Consider the following 19,443-nt stretch of genomic DNA (forward strand, 5'->3'; position numbering starts at 1 on the left):
GCAAAATTATCGGCTGATCTAAAATTTTAATGTATACTTCTCCCCTCCTGCATGATAGTGTTTTTACCATTTTATCTTCCAGAAATCTTTACCTCTTAATATATACTTTTGTTCTATGCTCTAACAAAAAAATTAATAAGTAATAACTGCAATCTACTATTGGATCGTAAATATCAAATCGTGCGGAGAGCGAGGAAAACTCGAATCTCCTTCATCTCCAAAAAGGGAAAAGAGGATGTCAACTTGATAGTCCGAAAAAATATCTCAATTGACCAGTGTTACATAGATAAATTAAAGCCCTTTCTGGACAAAAATAATGGAAACTTAAGTGCAGCAATAAGGGACTCTATAGAAACTGCCTCTCAGGTTATTGAAGGAAAAAAAGGAGAAAAAGGAGATAAAGACTCAAGCCAGGCTTTAAAGAATGCAGAATCCCGCAACAAAATGATTGAAGAGGAAGAATTTCTGCTTATACATCATACGATGCTTGAGTGGTTCATCAAGAATACTGCAGGTTTGCTTATTGAAGAATCAACTGTATACGAATTGATAAACCCGTACACTATTAAAAGAATTCCTGATTTTATTAATTATGTTAATGCGATGAATAACAGGCTGGGCTGGAAAATTAAGGTAGATGCAGAATGCACTGGAAGTATGGAACCTGAATCTGTAATCCTTACTCTTTCAAACGGCAATCCCTGCTTCAGGGGAATAATTGCTCACAGCCTTTCCCTTTTTCTGGCAAAACAGATGAAGCTTGACATACAGGGTATATTCAACAGGTCAAATGTGACTAAAGTCTATCTTAAGCGTTTTGAGTTTCTTGACTATGAGAAAATTCCTAAAGGACTTGAAGAACACTTCGGACCGATGGATAGCACTTTCAGGGAAATCCGGAGAAAACCTGATTTCTGGAGAAATCTTGTAAAAATCTATCGAGATCAGAACTACGAGCGTCTCAGTATGAATAAAAAAATTTTTGAATCTTTTGTTTCCGGAGATCTTCCTTCAGTTAATGATATGGCAAGAGAGTTCGAGTTATTTACAGGTAAGCCTCCCGAAGCTTTCACCCTTGCAGAGCACATAATGATTTTCAAAGCCCTTTACCTTACTGACAATATAGGAACAGAAATAGAGGTATGTACCGAGAAGGGCAGTGAATGCGTCAGATTAATTCACGATTATTCTGATAGCAAGGTATGTGAACGCATTATATGTTATTATTCAAATATTTTCAAATACATTGGCCACCCATTCACAGTTACTTCCAGCCCCCATATGATTGTTTTTGAGTTCGGAAAGAATTTGAATGCCAATCGTATTTCTGACTCCGGACTGGTGGATATAGAACCTGAATCTTCCTGTGCTCCATGAGTCTTCATTCATATGGATAAATTCATATGTGGAAGTTCACTATCCCTTTTCATGAGCGATGTAATTATTCTCTGGGACTGTCCTCTTCTTTTCGAAAAACTCTTCCTGGAATACGGGCTTGAGTGCAGCCGTGCGCTCTCAACATCCCTTGGTACTCCTTATCTACCTCCCTGTAAAATTCTTATTCTGCCTACCGGTTTTGCAAATAAACAGTACACAAAAACAGGAGTCGGGCTTGAACGCGGCAAACGTTCCCTTGAAAGTTTTGTGACAAAAGGCGGCACTCTTCTTATCTTCAGCCCTCTTGTACCTGAGTACGAATATGAATGGCTGCCTTTCTCTCTGAAATACATAATGGAAGAAAACCCCTGTACGCCTCGTCCTGTGGGCGAACATGAAGCTCAGAAACTTGTCGAAAACATTATACCTCCTGCAGGGTGCGACGGCTACTTTTCAGAAACCGATGCTCAGGTTGTTCTCGAAGACGACAGAGGCAGGCCCATTATGGTAGTAAAAGAAATCGGAGAAGGTATGATTGTCGCAACAACAATCCACGAACTGCCTGCAGCCGGATTTTTTGAGTGCAGGACTGCATGTACGGGAAAAGTGAAAATTTGACCAGTTATAAATTCATTTTACCTTTTTTACATTTTTGTCTTTCTTATACTGTTCTTTAAGTCTCTTGATATCTTCTGCTTCATTTCTCAACCTGATTACGAAGAGGCCGAAACAGGGCTTTATAAACTGGAATATAATGTCATTTCCTGAAAAACCAACAGGAACAGTTGCGCCCATAAGGATGATACCTTTTATTTTATACCCACCGGGTACGAGATATACTTCCTCCGAACGTTCCTTTACAAGGGTTTCACACTCTTTAAGAGTTGCGTTCTTCAGAAGAATGTCAAAGTCATATTCGCTTAAACACACCATTTTTGTACCCTTTATGTTTTTAGATCAACCCACAAAAATTTCGATAGCTATTACTGCCTCAAATGACCACCAGCTAAATCCACCAATTAAAATTACGAAGGGATTATATATAGAATATAACATTTTGAAAATGAAAATAGAGAGTTCTGTAGAAATCCTTTATTTTATTCATATTGGGGAGAATTCGAGATCTGTCTCGAGACCGGCTTCGACAATTTATATATTAAATTACTGATAATATCATATGGTTAAATCAGACTTCCAGAGATTGGAATGAGAACTTATGGATAGCAGATTGATCAAAAAACAGTCTCATTTCAAGAGTTTCCGCCTAAGTAACAATTGCAAAGATTGAAATTCAGGATAAACCAATATCCCATTCTTACAAATAATATATCTCAGAGAGGAAATGTTATGACCGGCGCAAAAGTGCTCCTTATGATGGGATGTCCCGAGGTCCCGATTCAAACCAGTATTGCCTTATATCTTTCCCATAAGCTGACCAATTCAGGATTTGATGTAACTGTTGCCGGGACAACTGCTGCAACGAAACTTTTGAAGGTCTCTGATTCCGACGGTTACTATGCCAAAAAGCTGGCGGATCTCGATAAAACCCTTGAGGACATTATCGAAAAAAGGGCTGATTTTGACATATGCTTTGCCTTCATGCATAACGATTCCGGAATGACCTACGCAGCGACAGTGAGCGCCATTTCTCAGGCTAAAATGTATTCTATTGTCTTTGGAAGGCACGCCGAGGAACTGGCCCAGACAATAGAATTCGATTGTGAGAAGATCGTTACTCAGGACGTTCACAATCCCATACGCCTTAAAAACAAACTTGATAAAATAATGGAGGAGATGGCCAGATGAGCTGTATTGAGCAGATGAAGTACACAATCCTCCTGGATAGGATAAGCTTCAAGGAGGCCAGAGAGTATATTGAGAAAAACTCGAATGAGGTTTATTATGTATCACCTGGATACAAAATCTTCAAAGACTATTACATAATAGGAGTGCCTCCCATCGCTGTAGGAGCTAAAGGCGATGCTCTGATATTCCCTTATACAAAGCCCTGTCATGGAAGTTTTGTCCTGAGCATAGAAAACGAGGACAGCATAAAGGAAATAAATCGTCTCAGGGAGACGGAGAAGGAAAAGGGAACAGCTTCAGTAAAGAAGGGAAAAACTCCTGAAAGCTCCAGCGCATCCTCGGCAAGCTACCTGAATATGTGGAAAAAATGAATTCTAAGTATTGGCCATAAAAAGGATAAAACAGATGATCAGCATGGAAGAGAATTTCAACATAGGGGAAAGAGCTTTTCCTCTCACTTTCCTCTAAGCTGATTTTCAAATCAGGTTTTGCATCCTTTTATTCTACTTTTGGGCATTGTTACTCTATTATCAGGTCTTTAACGCGCCGGTCAGGATGTTTAAACCTGCATTTTTGTTATGGCATTGTTACTCTATTATCAGGTCTTTAACCCTGATTCCGCTTTCCACGATTTTTCCTACGATTTTTCCGCCGGTTATTTCTGCAGCCTTTGCGGCATCTTTTTCCGGAAGGATGATCAAGAAGCCCATTCCCATGTTGAAGGTCCTGTACATTTCAAGGTCGTCAACTCCACCTTCTTTCTGCAGGAATTTGAAAATATCCTGGGGCTCCAGAGGGTCATAGAAATCAAAACCGAGTTTGGTTACCCTTCTCAATTTCAAAAGCCCGCTGCCAGTTATGTGGGCAAGCCCGTGGACTTCACACGCCTTGAGGACATCAAGGACTTCGATATAGATTCTGGTGGGCTCGAGGAGGTCGTCTCCTATGGTTTTTGAACTGTCGTAGGGACAGGGGTCATGATAAGAGTATCCGGATTCCTTCATGATTTTTCTCACGAGGGTGTAGCCGTTACTGTGGACTCCTGTACTCGGAATGCCGACAATAACATCGCCTACCTGGACTTTTCCTCCTTCAATAATATCCTCTTTTTTGAGAAATCCGAGGCATGTGCCTGCCAGGTCAAATCCTTTGATAATATCGGGCAGAGTTGCGGTTTCTCCACCTACAATGGACATCCTGGATATTTCTGCTCCTTTCAGTAACCCCTCTCCTATCTGTGCGGCAAAGCCCTCTTCATGCTTTTCAAGGGCAAGGTAGTCCACAAATGCTACAGGTTCAGCCCCTATAGCCAGAAGGTCATTAACATTCATTGCGATGCAGTCTATCCCTACGGTGTTCCAGCGCTGCATCTCGTTTGCAATAAGTACTTTTGAGCCGACACCGTCTGTTGTCATTGCAAGGGCATATTCCCCGAAGTCCAGAAGCCCTGCATAGTGTCCTATCCCTGTGAGAGGGGCTCCGATACCCTTTCGAACATAACTCAATTTATCGATAAGGGTTTTGACCGTTTTTTCTTCCTCTTTAATATCCACGCCCGAATCCGCGTATGTTAGGTGCTTTTCGCTCATTCTGTGATCCTCTTGCCCGCTTTATAGCTGTTTTTCAATTCCATTTCCGTTATAAAGTTGGAATTCGTCATGCAGGGTCTTGACTGCGGCAAATGCGTCATCTTCCCTGACAACGAAAGAGATATTGTACTGGGAAGATCCCTGGCTGATCATAATAATGTTAATCATTGCATTTCCAAGTGCCCCGAATACCCTTTTTGCCACGCCTGGAGTTCCTGCCATTCCTGCTCCTACCACCGCAACTACACATACATTTTTATCCGAAGTAATTTCCTTTACGATTTCACGGTTGAACTCGGCATGGAGGGCTTTTAATGCAGATTCCACATGCGACTCGCTGACCACGAAAGAAAGATTGGACTCTGAAGATCCCTGGCTGATCATAACAATATTTACTTCTGCCCTTGCAAGGGCGGTAAAGAGCCTTGCCACAGTCCCGATCGTGCCTGCCATTTCAGCTCCTGAGATGTTAATAAGGGCTACATTTTTGATCAGACTTACTGCTTTTACGACCTGTTTGCACTGGAACTTTTCCGACACTACAAGTGTGCCCGGGAATTTCGGGTCAAAGGTGTTTTTGACCCTTACAGGAATATGTTCGCGCATTGCAGGCTCAATAGTACGTGGGTGCAGCACGTTTGCTCCAAAATATGAAAGCTCCATGGCCTCCGCGTAGGAGATCTGCGGGATGGTTTTTGCTTCGGGCACAATTCTCGGGTCTGTTGTCATGATCCCGTTAACTTCTTTCCAGAGCCATATCTCGTCGGCTTTCAGGGCTGCTCCAAGGATGGAAGCTGAGAAATCAGACCCGCTTCTGCCAAGGGTGGTGATTATCCCGTCTTCATTTTCTCCTATAAAGCCTGTAACCACAAGGATATGAGAATCAAGCCTGCATCCAAGCCTCTTTGGTACAAGCTCGTATGTCTTTTCGAGAGGGCGGGCGTTTCCGTAATCCGATGTGGTTACAATCCCTGCCTCTCCTCCGGTGTATTCTATTGAAGGGATTCCAAGGGAACGGATAGCGCCTGAAACTATTGGAGCAGCCAGCCTTTCTCCATATGAGGATATATAATCGATTGATCTGCTGGTAAGTTCTCCAAGATAGCATATTCCGATCAGGGCTTTTTCAAGTTCTTCAATTCTCAGGTCAAGGATCTGGAGGACTTCTTTTGCTATATTGGGGTTGTCAATGGCGTCTCTCACAGCTTCGTGGTGTTTGTTTGTAAGTTCTGTTTTAAACTCTTTGACAAGAGAGACCTTGCCCTTTGTTGAGGCAAGGCGGGCATTTTCCAGAAGCCTGTCGGTTACTCCACCGAGTGCCGAGGTTACCACCACAATCTGGTTGCCCTCCTCATGGTACCTTTTGAGAAGCTGGGCAACATGACGGATCTTTTTTCCGTCCCCAACGGAAGTTCCTCCAAATTTCATTACTATTTTCATGATCGGATCACGTTTTAGCATTAAGTAGGATATTCTGACATTTTCATTTTTTCTAATGTGTTAATCTTAGTGTCTTAGATGTTAATTAATTTGACCATCGTGATCAGTATTCACAGGCTACTCTGGAATTAGAATTGATTACAGCCTGAAATATGTACTGCTGCGGTTAACAGCGTTTTTTTCTAAATAATCCTGCCTGTAAAGAGCACTCTGTTCCGGCTCTCCTGCCGCTTAATATATTTTGCGCAGGGAGCCTGTCTTGTATAGGATATGGATACTATATTATAATGTTTGTGTAAAATGGGTATAGGAATTGAAACGTTGGAATCGGCAGAAAAAGCTTGCTGGCAGATGCCAAAAAAATATTATAAAGGTATCTGGTAGAAAGTGATATATTTTATCTGCAAGAAGAAGGGCTAAAGCAGTTGGAAAAAGGTGAAGCAATGAAATATGCCATACTTATAGGAGACGGAATGGCGGATTACCCTATCGAAAAACTGGGTAACAGGACTATTCTACAGGCAGCCCAAACACCTGCTATGGATTTGATTGCAGCGCGCGGGAAAACCGGGCTTGCAAAGACCGTACCTGATGGTTTTCCTCCAGGAAGTGACGTTGCAAATATGTCAATTCTGGGATATGACCCGGCAACCTATTATTCAGGGAGGGCTCCTCTGGAAGCTGCGAGTATGGGAGTGGCTCTTGAAGCGGATGATGTGGCGTTCAGGTGCAATCTTATTACTATAGAAAACGGGAAGATAAAAGACTACAGTTCAGGGCATATTAGCAGCGATGAAGCAGAGATTCTGATAGATACTCTTGACTCCGAACTCGGGAGAGAGAATCTCAGGTTTTATCCGGGCATAAGTTACAGGCACCTTCTCGTTGCCGCGAACAACCTGGGAGCTGAAACGGAGTGTACGCCTCCGCATGATATTACAGGAGAGAAGAAAGATAATTATCTTCCCAGAGGGAGAGACGGAGAATTTTTCTCGGAGCTTATCGAAGAATCTATGACTGTTCTGGAACTGCATCCCATCAACCTGAAAAGAATGCAGGAGGGCAAAAACCCGGCAAATTCTATCTGGGTCTGGGGGCAGGGCTATGCTCCGAAGTTCACGGCTTTTAAGGAACTTTACGGGAAAAAAGGGGCTATTATTTCCGCAGTGGATCTGCTTAAGGGAATCGGAATCTATGCAGGGCTGGATGTAATTGAAGTGCCCGGAGCAACCGGTTATCTGGATACCAATTATGAAGGGAAAGCCAGCGCAGCTATTGAAGCCCTGAAGACCAGAGACCTTGTTTTTGTGCATGTGGAAGCTCCTGATGAGGCAGGGCACGAAGGGAGTACTGAGAAAAAAATGAAAGCTGTTGAGGACTTTGACAGCCGCATAGTTGCTCCCATCCTTAAACATGCTGAAGACTCAGATGAGCCTTTTACGATCCTTGTGCTTCCTGACCACCCGACTCCGGTATCTGTAAAAACGCACACAAGAGATCCTATTCCTTTTGCTGTTTACAGGACTGATAAACCTGAGCCTGATACTGTGAATTCCTTTGACGAAGAATCAGTTAAAAAAGGCTCTATGGGGCTCGTAAAAGCTTCAGATCTGATAGGAATGCTTGTAAAGAGCTAATTTCAGGCTCTTTATAAAATTTTCTGTTTTCAGGCCCTTTATAAAACATCCTGTTATCATATTTTTTACGGAATTTATTAGCGGTTTTCAGACCTGAATCCTTTTTGATTTCTCAAGAAATACATTTCAATCGATTTTTTTAATCGGTTTTTTTGGAGATTTTTTTCTTTTACTCATTTTTATTTTGTTCAGTTCTTTTTCTCCATACATTTCAGTGAAGTTATCTGAGAAAACTTATATATCCTCTATCAATATATTCATAATAACAAATCTATAGCTGTATGATTTTTTTACTTAAGGGGGAATATAAAGATGAGATGGCCAGCTAAAAGATCGTTTTTAGGACCCTCACGCTGGGATCCTTTTGAAGAGATTAGAAGAACGCAGGAACGCCTGAACCAGCTGTTTGAAGATTTTATGCCAATGGAAGAATGGAGTGGCGGGAAAGTATACACTCCTGCCATTGACATCAAAGAAGAAGATGACAAACTTCTGGTTACCACAGACCTTCCAGGCATCAATAAAGAGGACGTAGAGATCAATCTCAAAGAGGATATGCTTGAGATCAGTGCAAAGGCCGGCAAGGAAAAGGAATCCGAAGAAGAAGGATACCTGCGCAGGGAAAGAGCATATACACAATTTTACCGCGCTGTCCGACTGCCTGTCAGTGTCAGAGAAGAAGGTTCTACTGCAAAAATGGAAAATGGTGTCCTGACAATTACTCTTCCGAAAGCGAGAATTGAAGAGCCGAAAAAGAAGATAGAAATTGAGTAATCTGTCAAGAAAGACGTCTTTATATAATATATCATACTGCGGGGGAACTCGCAGTTTTTCTTTTCAGTGTTGTTTCTCTATTGGTTTATGTGCTTATTTGCTTATTTAATACATATTGCTTTTTTAAAATGTATTCTAATACTTTCATAACCTTTCTGTTATTTGTCCTGTAAATATTCTTTATAATATTCAGAATCAGAACATGGCTCTACACGAATTGAGAAATGCCCGTTTTTACCGCAGACTTCCTTTAATCTATCTTCAACATGTGTTGATATTTCATGTGCATCCACAATACTCAGATTCCTGTCAACCTCGATATGTACGTCTGCAGCCATGGCGTTTCCGATCTTTCGGGTTTTGAGCTCATGGAAACCCAATACACCATCTGTAGACAGCAAAGCTTCTTCAATATTTCTGTAGGTTTCCGAATCCAGTGAAGCCTCCAGAAGTTCATTAAGGCTTTTGTAAGAGACCTCAAGTGCTACCTTAAGGATAAAGAAGCTCAGTACAACTGCAGCTATCGGGTCGAGTACCACCCATTTGCCTCCCAGATAGATCGCTCCTCCAACCCCTACCATGGTCCCTACCGAAGAAAAAGCATCAGAACGGTGATCCCAGGCATTTGCGATTAAAGCGTCGCTCTTAAGTTTTCTTCCATACGCTATGGTGTAACGGTAAAGCCATTCTTTTATTATAATCGAAAGAATTGCCGCAATAAGAGCAATTTTACTTGGTTCTGGAAGCGCCTCTCCATGATAAAAAGAAATTACTTTCTGAAGGCCTCCCCAGAAAATTCCCGCAGCCGCTGCAATAAGCATAAGGCCTATGAACGCTGCAGTTAAAGTCTCAATCTTCCCGTGTCCGTAATTGTGTGTACTGTCTCCCGGTTTTTTGGCAACCTTTAAACCCACAATCACTGCTACATCGGTTATAAAATCAGATAGAGAATGAGCTGCATCAGCAATCATTGCTGAACTATTCCCTATAATACCTGCTGTAAACTTAAAACCTGTCAATAAGAAGTTTAAAACCATCGAAACTTTTGTTACATAGGCTGCTTTGGAATATCTGTAATTCTCTTCTGAATCAGAGAGGTTTTCTGTGCTTGTGTCATAGGCATCTGTCATAATTTCTCAGTATATCTTAATTAATTAGAATAAAATTTTGAGATATTATGGTCTAATTTTTATATATGTTGAACGAAGGACTATAAATAAGTAATCAACAAATATAATAGATCCTGTCTAACTGGTTGAGGAATTAACTGTCTTTATGCTACTGTTTTTTGGCTTTCTTTTGCCCTTTTATTGAAGAAAGTTTTCCTTAAAGACGTTCAGCCATAGTGAGGGAATATGTACTTTATCTCCTTTGGCCTTTCTTCTTGTCCTTCATCTTCCTCCGGAAACTCCTTATTCCTTTTGGCTTCGGCCATTGCAACCTCAGGATGCTGTTTCAGGAATTCCCGTGAATAATTAGTGGTTTCCTTGGCTGAGGATTGAAATATTTCATCGATTTCTTCTCTGCTGAACTGTCCGTGATAAAGAAGAAGCTGAGTTACTTTATTTCGAGTCTCTTGAGGCTCATTCTCATAGTCCAGCGAATAAAATAGTTTGCTTATAATCACTCTTAAGCTCCAGGATCTGCTCCTTTCGTTGTCTTTTAATTCAAAAGGGCTCTTTTGCTTGATTTTCTGTATCATTTCATTCAGATCATACTGACTAATGTTCAACACCCCTGAAGAAATCTGGTTTGCAAGCTAGATAAAAATTCTCACTCTGGCTAAAGAACTTACATTAAACCAGAACCAGATTGGAAATTGATCTAATAAAAGGGTGAAAGGGTTTATTCAGGCAAAAAATCGAAAAAACTACATCGGAAGTTCAAATCAACAGGAAATTAAAGTGAAAAGTGCGGCATCAGGAAATTATTCTCATCATCTTTTGCTCAGCCGGGGTAACTCTCATCATCGCCGCAAAACCCAGTATATCGGTGGTCTTATTTATGGTTACTGCCTTTACTGCTATAAATTATTCATTTATGGGACGATTTTCGTAACCCTGCGAAATCAGCCTACATACTTATACCTTTAAAATCTTTGAGGAAGCCCTTTGAAATTTGAAGCAATTGCCGTAGAAAAGATTCCCCTTATACATAAAGGGGACGACCTGCCCTCCATTATCTGTGAGAGAATTGAACTTCAGGACAGAGACATTATTGTTATTGCCTCAACCATCGTTGCAAAAGCCGAAGGAGAGATCTTCAAGCTTGAAGACATCGCTCCTGGAGAGCAGGCTCTTGAAATTGCAGCCCGTACAGGAAAAGATGCCCGTTTTATTCAGGCTGTCCTTTCCAGGAGCAGAGAAGTCTTTGTCGAGTCTCCTTTCATGCTTGTAACAACACTTGCAGGGCATACCTGTGTAAACGCAGGAGTTGATGAATCCAATATTGAGCATGGTTTCTTACTCTACCCTCCTGAAAACCCGGATGCAAGTGCTTCAAAAATCGGAAGAGAACTTGAAAAAATTAGCGGGAAAAAGCTGAGTGTAATTGTTACGGACACAAACGGGCGAGCTTTCAAGATTGGGCAAACAGGAGTTGCCATAGGAATTTACAAAATAAAACCCATTAAACGCTGGATCGGAGAAAAGGACCTTTTCGGTAAATTACTGGAAATTACAGAGCAGGCAATAGCCGATGAGATTTCAGGCGCTGCCAACCTTTTAATGGGTGAAGGAGCAGGCGGCGTTCCGGTTGTAATCATTCGCGGGCTTGATTATTATTATGAAGGAAATGCATCTATAAAAGAAACATACCGCCCTGAAGACATGGATGTTATCAAAAAAGGACTTAGGTGCCTGCGAAATAAAAAATGAGCTGAAAAAATGGGTTAAAACATCAAGGGTTAAAACATCAAGGGTTAAAACATCAAGGGTTAAAACATCAAGGGTTAAAACATCAAGGGTTAAAAAATACGGGTTAAAACATCAAGGGTTAAAAAATACGGGTTAAAAAATACGGGTTAAAAAATACGGGTTAAAAAATAAGACTTAAGAGTTCAGGTCTATGAACGAAAATTAAAAGGGCTTATATTACGAACGTATCATGGTTAGAATCATCTTGAACCTTTCCAGAGCGTTCAGCGCGTGAGGTTCGTTGGCAGGCATTATTATCATGTCCCCTTTTTCCAGAATGTTTTTATTCCCGGAAATAATGATTTCTGCCTTTCCGTCTATTACCTGAACCATGGCATCGAAAGGCGCAGTATGTTCACTCAGTCCCTCTCCTTTGCCGAAAGCAAATATGGTTACTGTTCCCGTGCCTTTGCGGATAATTTCCTTACTTACAACCGCTCCTTCCTGGTAGTCAATCAGATCTTCTGCTTTCAGTGTTCTGGCTTTTAATTCTTCAGGCATTACTTCACCCCTTATCCCTGTAGCGTAATTACAATAAGGCTTACCAGGTAATTAATATTTCAGCTCAAAAGGAATATGTTCTACTTCCACGCCTGCGTTCCTGAAGAAAACAAGGGAATCGGTGTCAGGATAAGGTATTGAATATACAACTCTTTTGATGTTTGAGTTAATTATCATTTTTGCACAGAGGATACATGGCTGGTGCGTGCAGTATAGAGTTGCTCCTGTAATGCTTACTCCATGGATTGCAGCCTGAATGATGGCATTTTGCTCCGCATGGACTGCTCTGCATTTCTCATGCCGCGTGCCTGAGGGAATTTTTTCAAGTTCCCGGATACATCCGATGTCAAGGCAGTGCTCCATGCCGCTTGGTGCTCCGTTATATCCGGTTGAAAGAATGCGTTTATCCCGAACGATTACTGCCCCTACATTGTTCCGGAGGCAGGTCGCCCGTTTGCCTACCACATAGGCTATTTCAAGGAAATATTCATCAAGGGAGGGTCTTTCTGTCATTATTTTTAATGAACAGTAAATGGTATATATAGTTATAACGTTAGAACTTGTACCACTTTTAGCAATAAATTTAAAATGAATGAATTAACGCTATATAGAGAGAGAGAATTGTTTTCTGAGGAAAATTAATATAATCCATAGAATATAGAACTGAAGCGAATCAACTTATTTACAATCTAAGAAATATGGAAGATTTTTTCACGGAACCGAGCTTCAAAGAGAACTCCGGGAGAGCTTATAATCTCAGGTTATCAGGCATTTTTCGGACTATAAGTCTGATGGTTCCGGCTGTATATGTGAACTTCCGTATTCTAAATTTGAACGTTTTCTGGATTCCAAATCCGGACAAAAAACTCGGATAGATTCAAGAATAAAAATAGATGCATTCATCCGGAGTATTTAATTATGGCAACAGGTTTGACCGAATTTTTAGATAATTTCGTGAAAACTCACGATAATCGCCAGTTGCTGGCATTACCCCTTGCAATACTCGCAGTTTCTTTGATAATACTGCTGGTTTCCTTTATAAGCAGCGGGTCACCTTTAATCCTGGGAATGGAATTCCAGGGCGGTACCCAGATTTCGTTAGAAACTACCGAATCCCCTGCTGTGCTTGAAGAAATGTATTCTTCTTATCCCATCACGGACGTCCGGCAGACCGGAAGCAGGGTTATCATGCAGTTTGGGATTATGGATAACGAGCAGCAGCGTCAGCTTGAAGAAGATGTTATGAGCCGATATTCCAATGTGCAGATTCAGCAGGTAGGACCAGTTTACGGTCAGGAACTGCAGGTACAGGCTGTTAAGGCTCTTGTAATTTCTTTTATAGGGATGGCAATTGTAGTATTCCTTATCTACCGGACATTTATACCTTCTTTTGCAGTAATACTCTCAGCTTTTTCGGATATCATGATTGCAGCTGCTTTCATGAGGGTTGCCGGGATCGAACTCTCTCTGGGAACACTTGCAGCCCTGCTTATGCTTATTGGTTATTCTGTAGATAGTGACATTTTGCTTACAAATAGAGTAATTAAACGTAGGGGATTGGTAGAAGAAAAAGTCTCACGGGCTATGCACACGGGTATTACCATGACCACCACGACCCTTGCAGCGCTTGCGTCCATGTACATAGTCTCGACTTTCGGCTATCTGGTAATTCCCTCATTCGCGCAGATTACTCTGCTTTCGAATATCTCAATCGTGTTAATTGCAGGACTTTTTGCAGACATGATGAATACCTGGCTCCTGAATACGGGAATTTTACGATGGTATGTAATGAAACCCGAATTCAGAGGGAGGTATAACAGATGAGTGATAAAAAAGACCTTTTTAAAAATCCAAGAGTCATTATCTTCATTCTGATTCTTCTTGGCTCTATAGTGGCTATCCACCCAGCTTATACCCCGGGAGAAGGGATAACCACTAACCTCAACTTTGGACTTGATCTGGAAGGTGGATCCTGGCTCCAGATAAAACTGGAGGGAGCACTTGCCCAGATAGATGTAGATTCTGGAAATCTTGTCAGTGGAATTGTCGAGCCTATAATTGGAGCCCCTGTTGAGGTCACAAAAAATACCCTTGACGTTGGTGGCTCTGTCGATAAATCCATTACGTTCACAACATCTGCTTCAGTCAGTGCCTCGCAGCTTGAGTCTCTTGGAACGGTAAGTGTGGATAAGCTTAACGGAAATACAACTCAGGTAACTATCTCTGATACAAGTAAGGAGCACCTTGTGCAGTCTTACCTCTCAAAAGCCCTTGATGCAGAAGTAGTTTCGATAAGTACTCAGGACGGAATTGTCTACGAAATCAGGACTGCAGTCACTGAAGAACAGCTTGAGTCTCTACTGAAAGAGGTTGGAGGTTCTATTCGTAAGAACGAAGACGGGACTTCAACTTATAAAGAAGGAGTCAGCAGTGATACAAGAGATCTTACAAGAGACATTCTTAATGACAAAATGAACTCTATGGGTCTCAAAGATATTCCTGTAAGGACTGTAGGGGACGAATATATCCTTATTGACTTTGCAGGCATTGACCTGGCGACTGCCAAGGAAATAGCTGAAAAACCTGGAAAGTTTGAGATAAGGATTCAGACAACTGGAAATGAAACAGAACATGTCCTTTACGGTGACTCCATTCAGAGCGTAGGAATTCCATCCTATCATGACGAACAGTGGCATACTCCTTTTGTCCTGAATGATGAAGGAGCTCTGGCTCTTCAGAAAGTTGCACTGGAAACCGGAGCAATTGACAACCCTGATTCCCATTACCTCATAATGTACCTTGATGGAGTCGAAATCTATGGAGCTCCTTTAAGTTACTCTGCCGCCTCCAAACTGCGAGAAGGTCCTATATATTCCTGGGAAGCTTCTACGGGTACTGATGAAGATGCCAAAACTCAGGCTACTGCACTTCAGGTTCACCTTCGTGCAGGCGCTCTTCCTGTCAACGTGCAGCTTGTAGGTTCAGGGCATGTGGACGCAGGTCTCGGATCTCAGTTCAAAACCGAAGCAGTTATTGCAGGCTTAGTTTCCTTGCTAGGAGTTGCTGCAATTGTTTTCCGCAGATACAGGAGGCGTGAAATCCTGTTGCCCATGGTCGGAACTTCTACCAGCGAAGTTATTATGATCCTTGGAGTTGCAGCAGTAATAGGCTGGCAGCTTGACCTTCCTGCAATTGCAGGTATCATAGCTTCCATAGGTACTGGAATCGACCATCTGGTTATCATTACAGATGAGGTTCTTTACGAGGGTAAACTCCCTCCAACAAAGGTCTTCCATTCAAGGATTGGAAAAGCTTTTGCAATCATTTTAGGGGCAGCTTTTACAAACATTATTGCTCTGTCTCCCCTGGTTGTAATGGGCTTCGGATCCCTGAAGGGCTTTGCAATTACTACTATCATTGGTGTCTTAATAGGTGTAATTGTTGCAAGACCAGTATACGGTGTAGTAATTAAGGAACTTCTTCATGTGAGTGATAGTGGAAATGGAAGTGTGACCGAGTAAGTATTGAGGCAAAAAAATAAAGTCTCAAAAATTAATATCCAAAAGCTGAAAATAAGGTGGAACCAATGCAGGATCTCTGGACTCTAAAATACAGAGCAGATACTCTTGAAGGACTGCTCGGAAACGAACATGCAGTGAAAACTCTTTCCGAACTTGTTCAGTCAAGATCCCTGCCCCATCTCATTTTTTACGGGCCTGAAAACTCCGGAAAAACAACGGCTGCTCTTGCTCTTGCCAGGCAGCTCTATGGAAATACCTGGAAGAACAATTTCACATACTTTAACTCTTCGGATTTTTTCGACCAGGGAAAACGTTATCTTGTGCGGGACAGGCGCTTTGTCCGTTTTATCGGGACTGATGACCCGAAAAAAATCTACAAAAGCGTGATCGACATTTTTAAGGAAATTATTAACGAATACGCCGGAATGTCTCCTCTTGATGCTGATTACAAAATAATTTATATCGATAATGCAGAATCTCTCAGTTCGGATGCGCAGCATGCTCTCAGGCGCATCATGGAAAAGTACAGTGCAACATGCAGGTTTATTCTTTCCACTACAAAACCTTCAAAACTCATTTCTCCTCTCCGTTCAAGGGGGCTCCAGGTCTTTTTTTCCTATGTTTCGGATTCTCTCCTGAAACCCTATCTTGAGAGGATTTCTCTTGCTGAAAATCTGAAACTTTCAGGTGGAGCTCTTGATGCTATCCTCTATCTTGCCAGGGGAAATATTGCAGGAGCTGTTCAGACTCTCCAGCTCGCTGCCCTGAAGGCAGAAGGCGCTGAAATCACGGAGGAGATTGTCTTTGAAGCTACTATGAAAGGCAGGGACGAAACTGTCGATTTGCTTCTTGAGGCTGCTCTTGCAGGTGATTTTTCCAGAGGACGCCAGCTCATAGACGAAATGATTATTGAAAAAGGGCTTTCAGGGACTGATATCCTTGAAGGGCTTGCCGAAGCCCTTATAGATTCGGGAGAAACAGACGAGGATGTTGCACGTCTTATTGTAAAAATTTCAGAAACCGATTCAAGACTTATAGATGCTGCCAGTGAGAGGATCCAGCTCGAGAAGCTAATTTCCACATTTTCCTGATTTACTCAGGATAAATAGCATTTTCAAAACTAATCATTTTATGCTTTTTCAAGTATTATTTTCCTCCTTCCTTCTCATAATTTATTCTCAAAGTGGGGGGATTCTTTTTATATCTTTTCCTTTTTTCATCTTTTTTTGTAATTTGTATATATATCTTTCTATTTCGCTTCTCAGAAATACCACAAACTATATCTACTATTTTCGTTTATATAAAATTAGAATAGTAAATATTATATAGTATAAGCTTTTATTTTTTATTGTAATGACCAGAAACTAATTCAGGTCATTCAGAAAAAATCCACAAAAAATCCCTCCTCCCTGAATAATTCCCTCTTTTCAGGGAGACATGCTGATGCGGCAGGAATAGCCACATTTGAACTTAAAAAACGAAATCTTCTGCCGCTTTTAATCTCTTAAAAAGTATTGTCTGCCTGATTTCTCCTTCAGGCAGACTCCAATTTAACCTTTCTGGCGGTTTCTTTCAATATTTTCAGCATTTTGCAGATTTCCAATATTTTTCCGTTTCTCCAAGCTTTTCAGTTCTCTTAATACTTGTAGTGCTTTACAGAGTGATACAGGATCACTACAAAGAAAGCAATTATTACAAGCAAGAAACTGAAGAAGCCTACAGGGTCCCAGACAAATCCTATTCCTTCCCCTCCTGCTTCCCAGGAAACTAGCACAGCTCCCTGGAGTACTGTGGGAATGACCACACAGATGAAGGCAAGGACAAAGATAAACACAATGTCAAAGACTTCTGAAACGACATTCTTCTGTACCATGTCTTCTGCCTCCTCAATCGTAGTATCTGAACTCGAACATATGGTTTTTGATGGACTCTCTTACTCTCAGACACCCAATACCTTCGATCAAAACCACCAGTCCGAAAAAGATTATATACAGGTAGAAGAAGCTGGAAGAAATCTCCCAGGTTGCTGCAAGGATATTGTATACAATGTATCCTTCCGCACCTACAAGCAAAGCAAGCATGCCTATAACGAGAGCCGTATCTCCGTTAAGTTTGCTGTGATATTTGCTTTCCATTGCCGGGTTATTCGTCTCCAACGTGTATCGCCTCCTGTACCATACTTACATTTTCCGAACCTTTGGGCAAGGGCCAGCCCATTTCAGCCCAGTTATTTTCTGCGGTTGAACTCTTGTGCTTGTGGCTGAAATAGAAGTATGCAACACCGTAGAACACAAAGGCAAAGATCAGGTTATACTTGTAGCCCCAGAACAGCGTTGAAAGGATCGTAATTGCGATTGCGATTGCAAAGTAAGCAATATACGGCTGAAGAGGACCCACAAAAGGTCTGACTTTGCTTGTGGTGTGCGGGAACAGATTCCTGAAACGAATCAGCGAGAAAGGAATCAGCACATAACATAGCAGCCCTGAGACAATGGAAAAAGTAATAACCTGGTCAAGGAAACCGCTGAATGCAAAGCCGATTGCAACAGGCATCGTGAAAATTACTGCCCTGTATGGAGTATTATACCTGGGGTGCACTTCCGAGAACCAGCCTGATACGTAATTGTCTCTGGAGAGGGCAAACCAGGAGCGTGAGGAGTCACAGACACAGCCGTTTGCACTTGCAACACATGTCAGGAAGGTTCCGAGCCCCAGAGCAGCGATAAAGATAAAGATCCCACTGTTCTGTGCAGCCTCAAAAAGCGGATAAACGGAAACTCCAAGCGCATCCGTAGGTATCAGCACTGCACACAGATAGAGGGTCATTGCCGCTCCTATAAGCAGGGTTATCATTCCGGCCTGCTGTCCAAGAGGTACAGCTCTTGATGGGTGTTTGCACTCTTCAGCGCACATTGCTGCTCCTTCTATTCCCAGGTAGAACCACGGTCCGAACTGCAGGGCTGCAAAAAGCCCTATCATCCCATTTGGCAGAGCTCCCTGGAATAGATATTCAGGATGAATATTCACTCCTCCAAAGACAATTGCAAAGAAAACAACTATTATTGCAATGAAAGAGATCATGGTCAGGACAAAGTTCAGGGTTAATGCCGCAACAACGCCACGATAGTTAATGAAGGTCAGAAGTGCGATAACAAGCAGGGTCACAGGAAAAACCTGCAGCTCAGGGAAGATGCTCTGTGCAATGAATGCAACAACAATAGCATCTGCCGCTTCAAGAGCGATGTATTCCATATAAACTGCAAGTCCTACACTGGCAGCTGCTCCGGGTCCGACAAATAGTCTCGCCCAGTCATAGGGTCCTCCTGCAAGTTTGGTTGCTGATCCGAGCTCACTGGCACAGAGGGCAATTATGACATACATTGTCCCTGCAACCAGCATGGCAAGCATGGAACCCAGAATTCCTCCTTTTGCGACAGTAAAGTTCCAGCCCATGTACTCCCCGACCAGCACAATCCCGACGCCGAGAGCCCATACATGGAAGGGCCGCAGAGTCTTTACAAGGCTGGCAGCTTCATGTTCAGACATTCCATATCAACCCCTTCTTTTTGAAGCCCTGCTGGCATCCAGCAAAACCCAGGCCATCAGCCCAAAAGCCAGAAGATATATCAGTCCGTTTATAACAGTCCAGATATCCATTTTTATCCCCTTCTTTTTATATTCCCAATTTTTGTATCCGTTCACCTATTCATGAAAAAATTCCACATAATTCTCAATATATATTTATTTAGCCTGATACTTTTTCAAAAAAATTAGCCAGCGGCAAGCGCTGGCTTTCTGTCAGTTCGTATAATTTCAGGCTAAACTTCTGGCTTAGAATACAAGACCGAGGTCTTCGAGCTTCTTTCTTGCTCCGTCGTAGACC

Annotated in this window: 21 protein-coding genes; 11 read left to right on the plus strand and 10 right to left on the minus strand. The window is 42.0% G+C overall.

What is annotated here, in order from left to right; all coding sequences use genetic code 11:
• Positions 1-243 precede the first annotated feature (243 nt).
• Together PLL47_RS08860 and PLL47_RS08865 are read left to right on the plus strand one after the other, a co-directional pair.
• Complete coding sequence (locus PLL47_RS08860; protein WP_324445832.1) at positions 244-1,377, plus strand: hypothetical protein; 1,134 nt, start codon at positions 244-246, stop codon at positions 1,375-1,377.
• Positions 1,378-1,428: 51 nt separating this feature from the next.
• A complete protein-coding gene (locus PLL47_RS08865) occupies positions 1,429-1,995 on the plus strand; it encodes a hypothetical protein (RefSeq protein ID WP_324445833.1) in 567 nt (188 codons plus the stop codon).
• Positions 1,996-2,007: 12 nt separating this feature from the next.
• Here PLL47_RS08865 and PLL47_RS08870 read toward each other — a convergent pair whose 3' ends face one another.
• Positions 2,008-2,310: a DUF1894 domain-containing protein gene (locus tag PLL47_RS08870; RefSeq protein ID WP_324445834.1), complete on the minus strand. Its 303-nt coding sequence runs from the start codon at positions 2,308-2,310 to the stop codon at positions 2,008-2,010.
• 414 nt (positions 2,311-2,724) lie between these two features.
• On the opposite strand from PLL47_RS08870, the gene PLL47_RS08875 reads away from it, so the two are divergent.
• Entirely contained in the window at positions 2,725-3,183 is a 459-nt protein-coding gene (locus PLL47_RS08875) for a DUF1890 domain-containing protein (RefSeq protein WP_324445835.1), read from the plus strand.
• Positions 3,180-3,554: a DUF1894 domain-containing protein gene (locus PLL47_RS08880; protein ID WP_324445836.1), complete on the plus strand. Its 375-nt coding sequence runs from the start codon at positions 3,180-3,182 to the stop codon at positions 3,552-3,554. Before PLL47_RS08875 ends, PLL47_RS08880 begins: the two co-directional genes overlap by 4 nt.
• Positions 3,555-3,770: 216 nt before the next feature.
• On the opposite strand, the gene purM is transcribed toward PLL47_RS08880, so the two are convergent.
• A complete protein-coding gene (purM, locus tag PLL47_RS08885; protein WP_324445837.1) occupies positions 3,771-4,772 on the minus strand; it encodes a phosphoribosylformylglycinamidine cyclo-ligase in 1,002 nt (333 codons plus the stop codon).
• Positions 4,773-4,793: 21 nt separating this feature from the next.
• A complete protein-coding gene (locus PLL47_RS08890; protein WP_324445852.1) occupies positions 4,794-6,212 on the minus strand; it encodes an aspartate kinase in 1,419 nt (472 codons plus the stop codon).
• Between the two features lie 443 nt (positions 6,213-6,655).
• On the opposite strand from PLL47_RS08890, the gene PLL47_RS08895 reads away from it, so the two are divergent.
• Both PLL47_RS08895 and PLL47_RS08900 read left to right on the plus strand, forming a co-directional pair.
• Positions 6,656-7,849, plus strand: coding sequence for a cofactor-independent phosphoglycerate mutase (locus tag PLL47_RS08895; protein WP_324445853.1), 1,194 nt, complete (start codon positions 6,656-6,658; stop codon positions 7,847-7,849).
• A gap of 312 nt (positions 7,850-8,161) precedes the next feature.
• Positions 8,162-8,623 carry an Hsp20/alpha crystallin family protein gene (locus tag PLL47_RS08900; protein ID WP_324445838.1) on the plus strand — a complete coding sequence of 154 codons (462 nt, stop codon included), beginning with the start codon at positions 8,162-8,164 and terminating at the stop codon, positions 8,621-8,623.
• A 158-nt stretch (positions 8,624-8,781) separates the two neighbouring features.
• Here the strand turns inward: PLL47_RS08900 and PLL47_RS08905 are convergent, their stop codons facing one another.
• On the minus strand, positions 8,782-9,753 hold the full coding sequence (locus PLL47_RS08905) for a cation diffusion facilitator family transporter (RefSeq protein ID WP_324445839.1): 972 nt from the start codon (positions 9,751-9,753) through the stop codon (positions 8,782-8,784).
• Positions 9,754-9,959: 206 nt separating this feature from the next.
• Positions 9,960-10,250 (minus strand): hypothetical protein, encoded by a 291-nt coding sequence (locus PLL47_RS08910; protein WP_324445840.1) that lies wholly within the window; start codon positions 10,248-10,250, stop codon positions 9,960-9,962.
• A 484-nt stretch (positions 10,251-10,734) separates the two neighbouring features.
• On the opposite strand from PLL47_RS08910, the gene PLL47_RS08915 reads away from it, so the two are divergent.
• Complete coding sequence (locus tag PLL47_RS08915; RefSeq protein WP_324445841.1) at positions 10,735-11,499, plus strand: coenzyme F420-0:L-glutamate ligase; 765 nt, start codon at positions 10,735-10,737, stop codon at positions 11,497-11,499.
• Positions 11,456-11,635: a hypothetical protein gene (locus tag PLL47_RS08920; RefSeq protein ID WP_324445842.1), complete on the plus strand. Its 180-nt coding sequence runs from the start codon at positions 11,456-11,458 to the stop codon at positions 11,633-11,635. The genes PLL47_RS08915 and PLL47_RS08920 overlap by 44 nt, the downstream gene beginning before the upstream one ends.
• 80 nt (positions 11,636-11,715) lie before the next feature.
• Here PLL47_RS08920 and PLL47_RS08925 read toward each other — a convergent pair whose 3' ends face one another.
• Together PLL47_RS08925 and PLL47_RS08930 are read right to left on the minus strand one after the other, a co-directional pair.
• Positions 11,716-12,039 (minus strand): cupin domain-containing protein, encoded by a 324-nt coding sequence (locus PLL47_RS08925; protein WP_324445843.1) that lies wholly within the window; start codon positions 12,037-12,039, stop codon positions 11,716-11,718.
• Positions 12,040-12,090: 51 nt separating this feature from the next.
• Complete coding sequence (locus PLL47_RS08930; protein WP_324445844.1) at positions 12,091-12,552, minus strand: deoxycytidylate deaminase; 462 nt, start codon at positions 12,550-12,552, stop codon at positions 12,091-12,093.
• 405 nt (positions 12,553-12,957) lie between these two features.
• On the opposite strand from PLL47_RS08930, the gene PLL47_RS08935 reads away from it, so the two are divergent.
• The 3 genes from PLL47_RS08935 to PLL47_RS08945 all read left to right on the plus strand — a co-directional run bounded on the left by PLL47_RS08935 (position 12,958) and on the right by PLL47_RS08945 (position 16,651).
• Positions 12,958-13,863, plus strand: coding sequence for a protein translocase subunit SecF (locus tag PLL47_RS08935; protein WP_324445845.1), 906 nt, complete (start codon positions 12,958-12,960; stop codon positions 13,861-13,863).
• Complete coding sequence (locus PLL47_RS08940) at positions 13,860-15,560, plus strand: preprotein translocase subunit SecD (protein WP_324445846.1); 1,701 nt, start codon at positions 13,860-13,862, stop codon at positions 15,558-15,560. The genes PLL47_RS08935 and PLL47_RS08940 overlap by 4 nt, the downstream gene beginning before the upstream one ends.
• Before the next feature lie 65 nt (positions 15,561-15,625).
• Entirely contained in the window at positions 15,626-16,651 is a 1,026-nt protein-coding gene (locus tag PLL47_RS08945) for an AAA family ATPase (protein WP_324445847.1), read from the plus strand.
• Positions 16,652-17,196: 545 nt separating this feature from the next.
• On the opposite strand, the gene PLL47_RS08950 is transcribed toward PLL47_RS08945, so the two are convergent.
• Genes PLL47_RS08950 through PLL47_RS08960 form a run of 3 tightly spaced genes read right to left on the minus strand, consistent with a single transcriptional unit; the run spans position 17,197 to position 19,106 of the window.
• The gene (locus PLL47_RS08950; RefSeq protein ID WP_324445848.1) at positions 17,197-17,433 is read right to left on the minus strand and encodes an AcrB/AcrD/AcrF family protein; all 237 of its coding nucleotides are present in this window, start codon (positions 17,431-17,433) and stop codon (positions 17,197-17,199) included.
• Positions 17,434-17,446: 13 nt separating this feature from the next.
• A complete protein-coding gene (locus tag PLL47_RS08955; protein WP_324445849.1) occupies positions 17,447-17,716 on the minus strand; it encodes a monomethylamine permease in 270 nt (89 codons plus the stop codon).
• The gene (locus tag PLL47_RS08960; RefSeq protein ID WP_324445850.1) at positions 17,703-19,106 is read right to left on the minus strand and encodes an APC family permease; all 1,404 of its coding nucleotides are present in this window, start codon (positions 19,104-19,106) and stop codon (positions 17,703-17,705) included. The genes PLL47_RS08955 and PLL47_RS08960 overlap by 14 nt, the downstream gene beginning before the upstream one ends.
• Between the last annotated feature and the right edge of the window lie 337 nt (positions 19,107-19,443).

Origin of the sequence: Methanosarcina sp. (genome assembly GCF_035390745.1) — an archaeon.
Classification (GTDB): domain Archaea; phylum Halobacteriota; class Methanosarcinia; order Methanosarcinales; family Methanosarcinaceae; genus Methanosarcina.

What these genes read in the sequence shown, in the direction of transcription:
- PLL47_RS08865 (WP_324445833.1), top strand. Translation starts at nt 1,429, where the DNA reads ATGAGCGATGTAATTATTCTCTGGGACTGTCCTCTTCTTTTCGAAAAA.
- PLL47_RS08905 (WP_324445839.1), bottom strand. Translation starts at nt 9,753, where the DNA reads ATGACAGATGCCTATGACACAAGCACAGAAAACCTCTCTGATTCAGAA.
- PLL47_RS08940 (WP_324445846.1), top strand. Translation starts at nt 13,860, where the DNA reads ATGAGTGATAAAAAAGACCTTTTTAAAAATCCAAGAGTCATTATCTTC.
- PLL47_RS08920 (WP_324445842.1), top strand. Translation starts at nt 11,456, where the DNA reads ATGTTATCAAAAAAGGACTTAGGTGCCTGCGAAATAAAAAATGAGCTG.
- PLL47_RS08870 (WP_324445834.1), bottom strand. Translation starts at nt 2,310, where the DNA reads ATGGTGTGTTTAAGCGAATATGACTTTGACATTCTTCTGAAGAACGCA.
- PLL47_RS08930 (WP_324445844.1), bottom strand. Translation starts at nt 12,552, where the DNA reads ATGACAGAAAGACCCTCCCTTGATGAATATTTCCTTGAAATAGCCTAT.
- PLL47_RS08900 (WP_324445838.1), top strand. Translation starts at nt 8,162, where the DNA reads ATGAGATGGCCAGCTAAAAGATCGTTTTTAGGACCCTCACGCTGGGAT.
- PLL47_RS08925 (WP_324445843.1), bottom strand. Translation starts at nt 12,039, where the DNA reads ATGCCTGAAGAATTAAAAGCCAGAACACTGAAAGCAGAAGATCTGATT.
- PLL47_RS08960 (WP_324445850.1), bottom strand. Translation starts at nt 19,106, where the DNA reads ATGTCTGAACATGAAGCTGCCAGCCTTGTAAAGACTCTGCGGCCCTTC.
- PLL47_RS08895 (WP_324445853.1), top strand. Translation starts at nt 6,656, where the DNA reads ATGAAATATGCCATACTTATAGGAGACGGAATGGCGGATTACCCTATC.
- purM (WP_324445837.1), bottom strand. Translation starts at nt 4,772, where the DNA reads ATGAGCGAAAAGCACCTAACATACGCGGATTCGGGCGTGGATATTAAA.
- PLL47_RS08935 (WP_324445845.1), top strand. Translation starts at nt 12,958, where the DNA reads ATGGCAACAGGTTTGACCGAATTTTTAGATAATTTCGTGAAAACTCAC.
- PLL47_RS08890 (WP_324445852.1), bottom strand. Translation starts at nt 6,212, where the DNA reads ATGAAAATAGTAATGAAATTTGGAGGAACTTCCGTTGGGGACGGAAAA.
- PLL47_RS08950 (WP_324445848.1), bottom strand. Translation starts at nt 17,433, where the DNA reads ATGGTACAGAAGAATGTCGTTTCAGAAGTCTTTGACATTGTGTTTATC.
- PLL47_RS08945 (WP_324445847.1), top strand. Translation starts at nt 15,626, where the DNA reads ATGCAGGATCTCTGGACTCTAAAATACAGAGCAGATACTCTTGAAGGA.
- PLL47_RS08880 (WP_324445836.1), top strand. Translation starts at nt 3,180, where the DNA reads ATGAGCTGTATTGAGCAGATGAAGTACACAATCCTCCTGGATAGGATA.
- PLL47_RS08875 (WP_324445835.1), top strand. Translation starts at nt 2,725, where the DNA reads ATGACCGGCGCAAAAGTGCTCCTTATGATGGGATGTCCCGAGGTCCCG.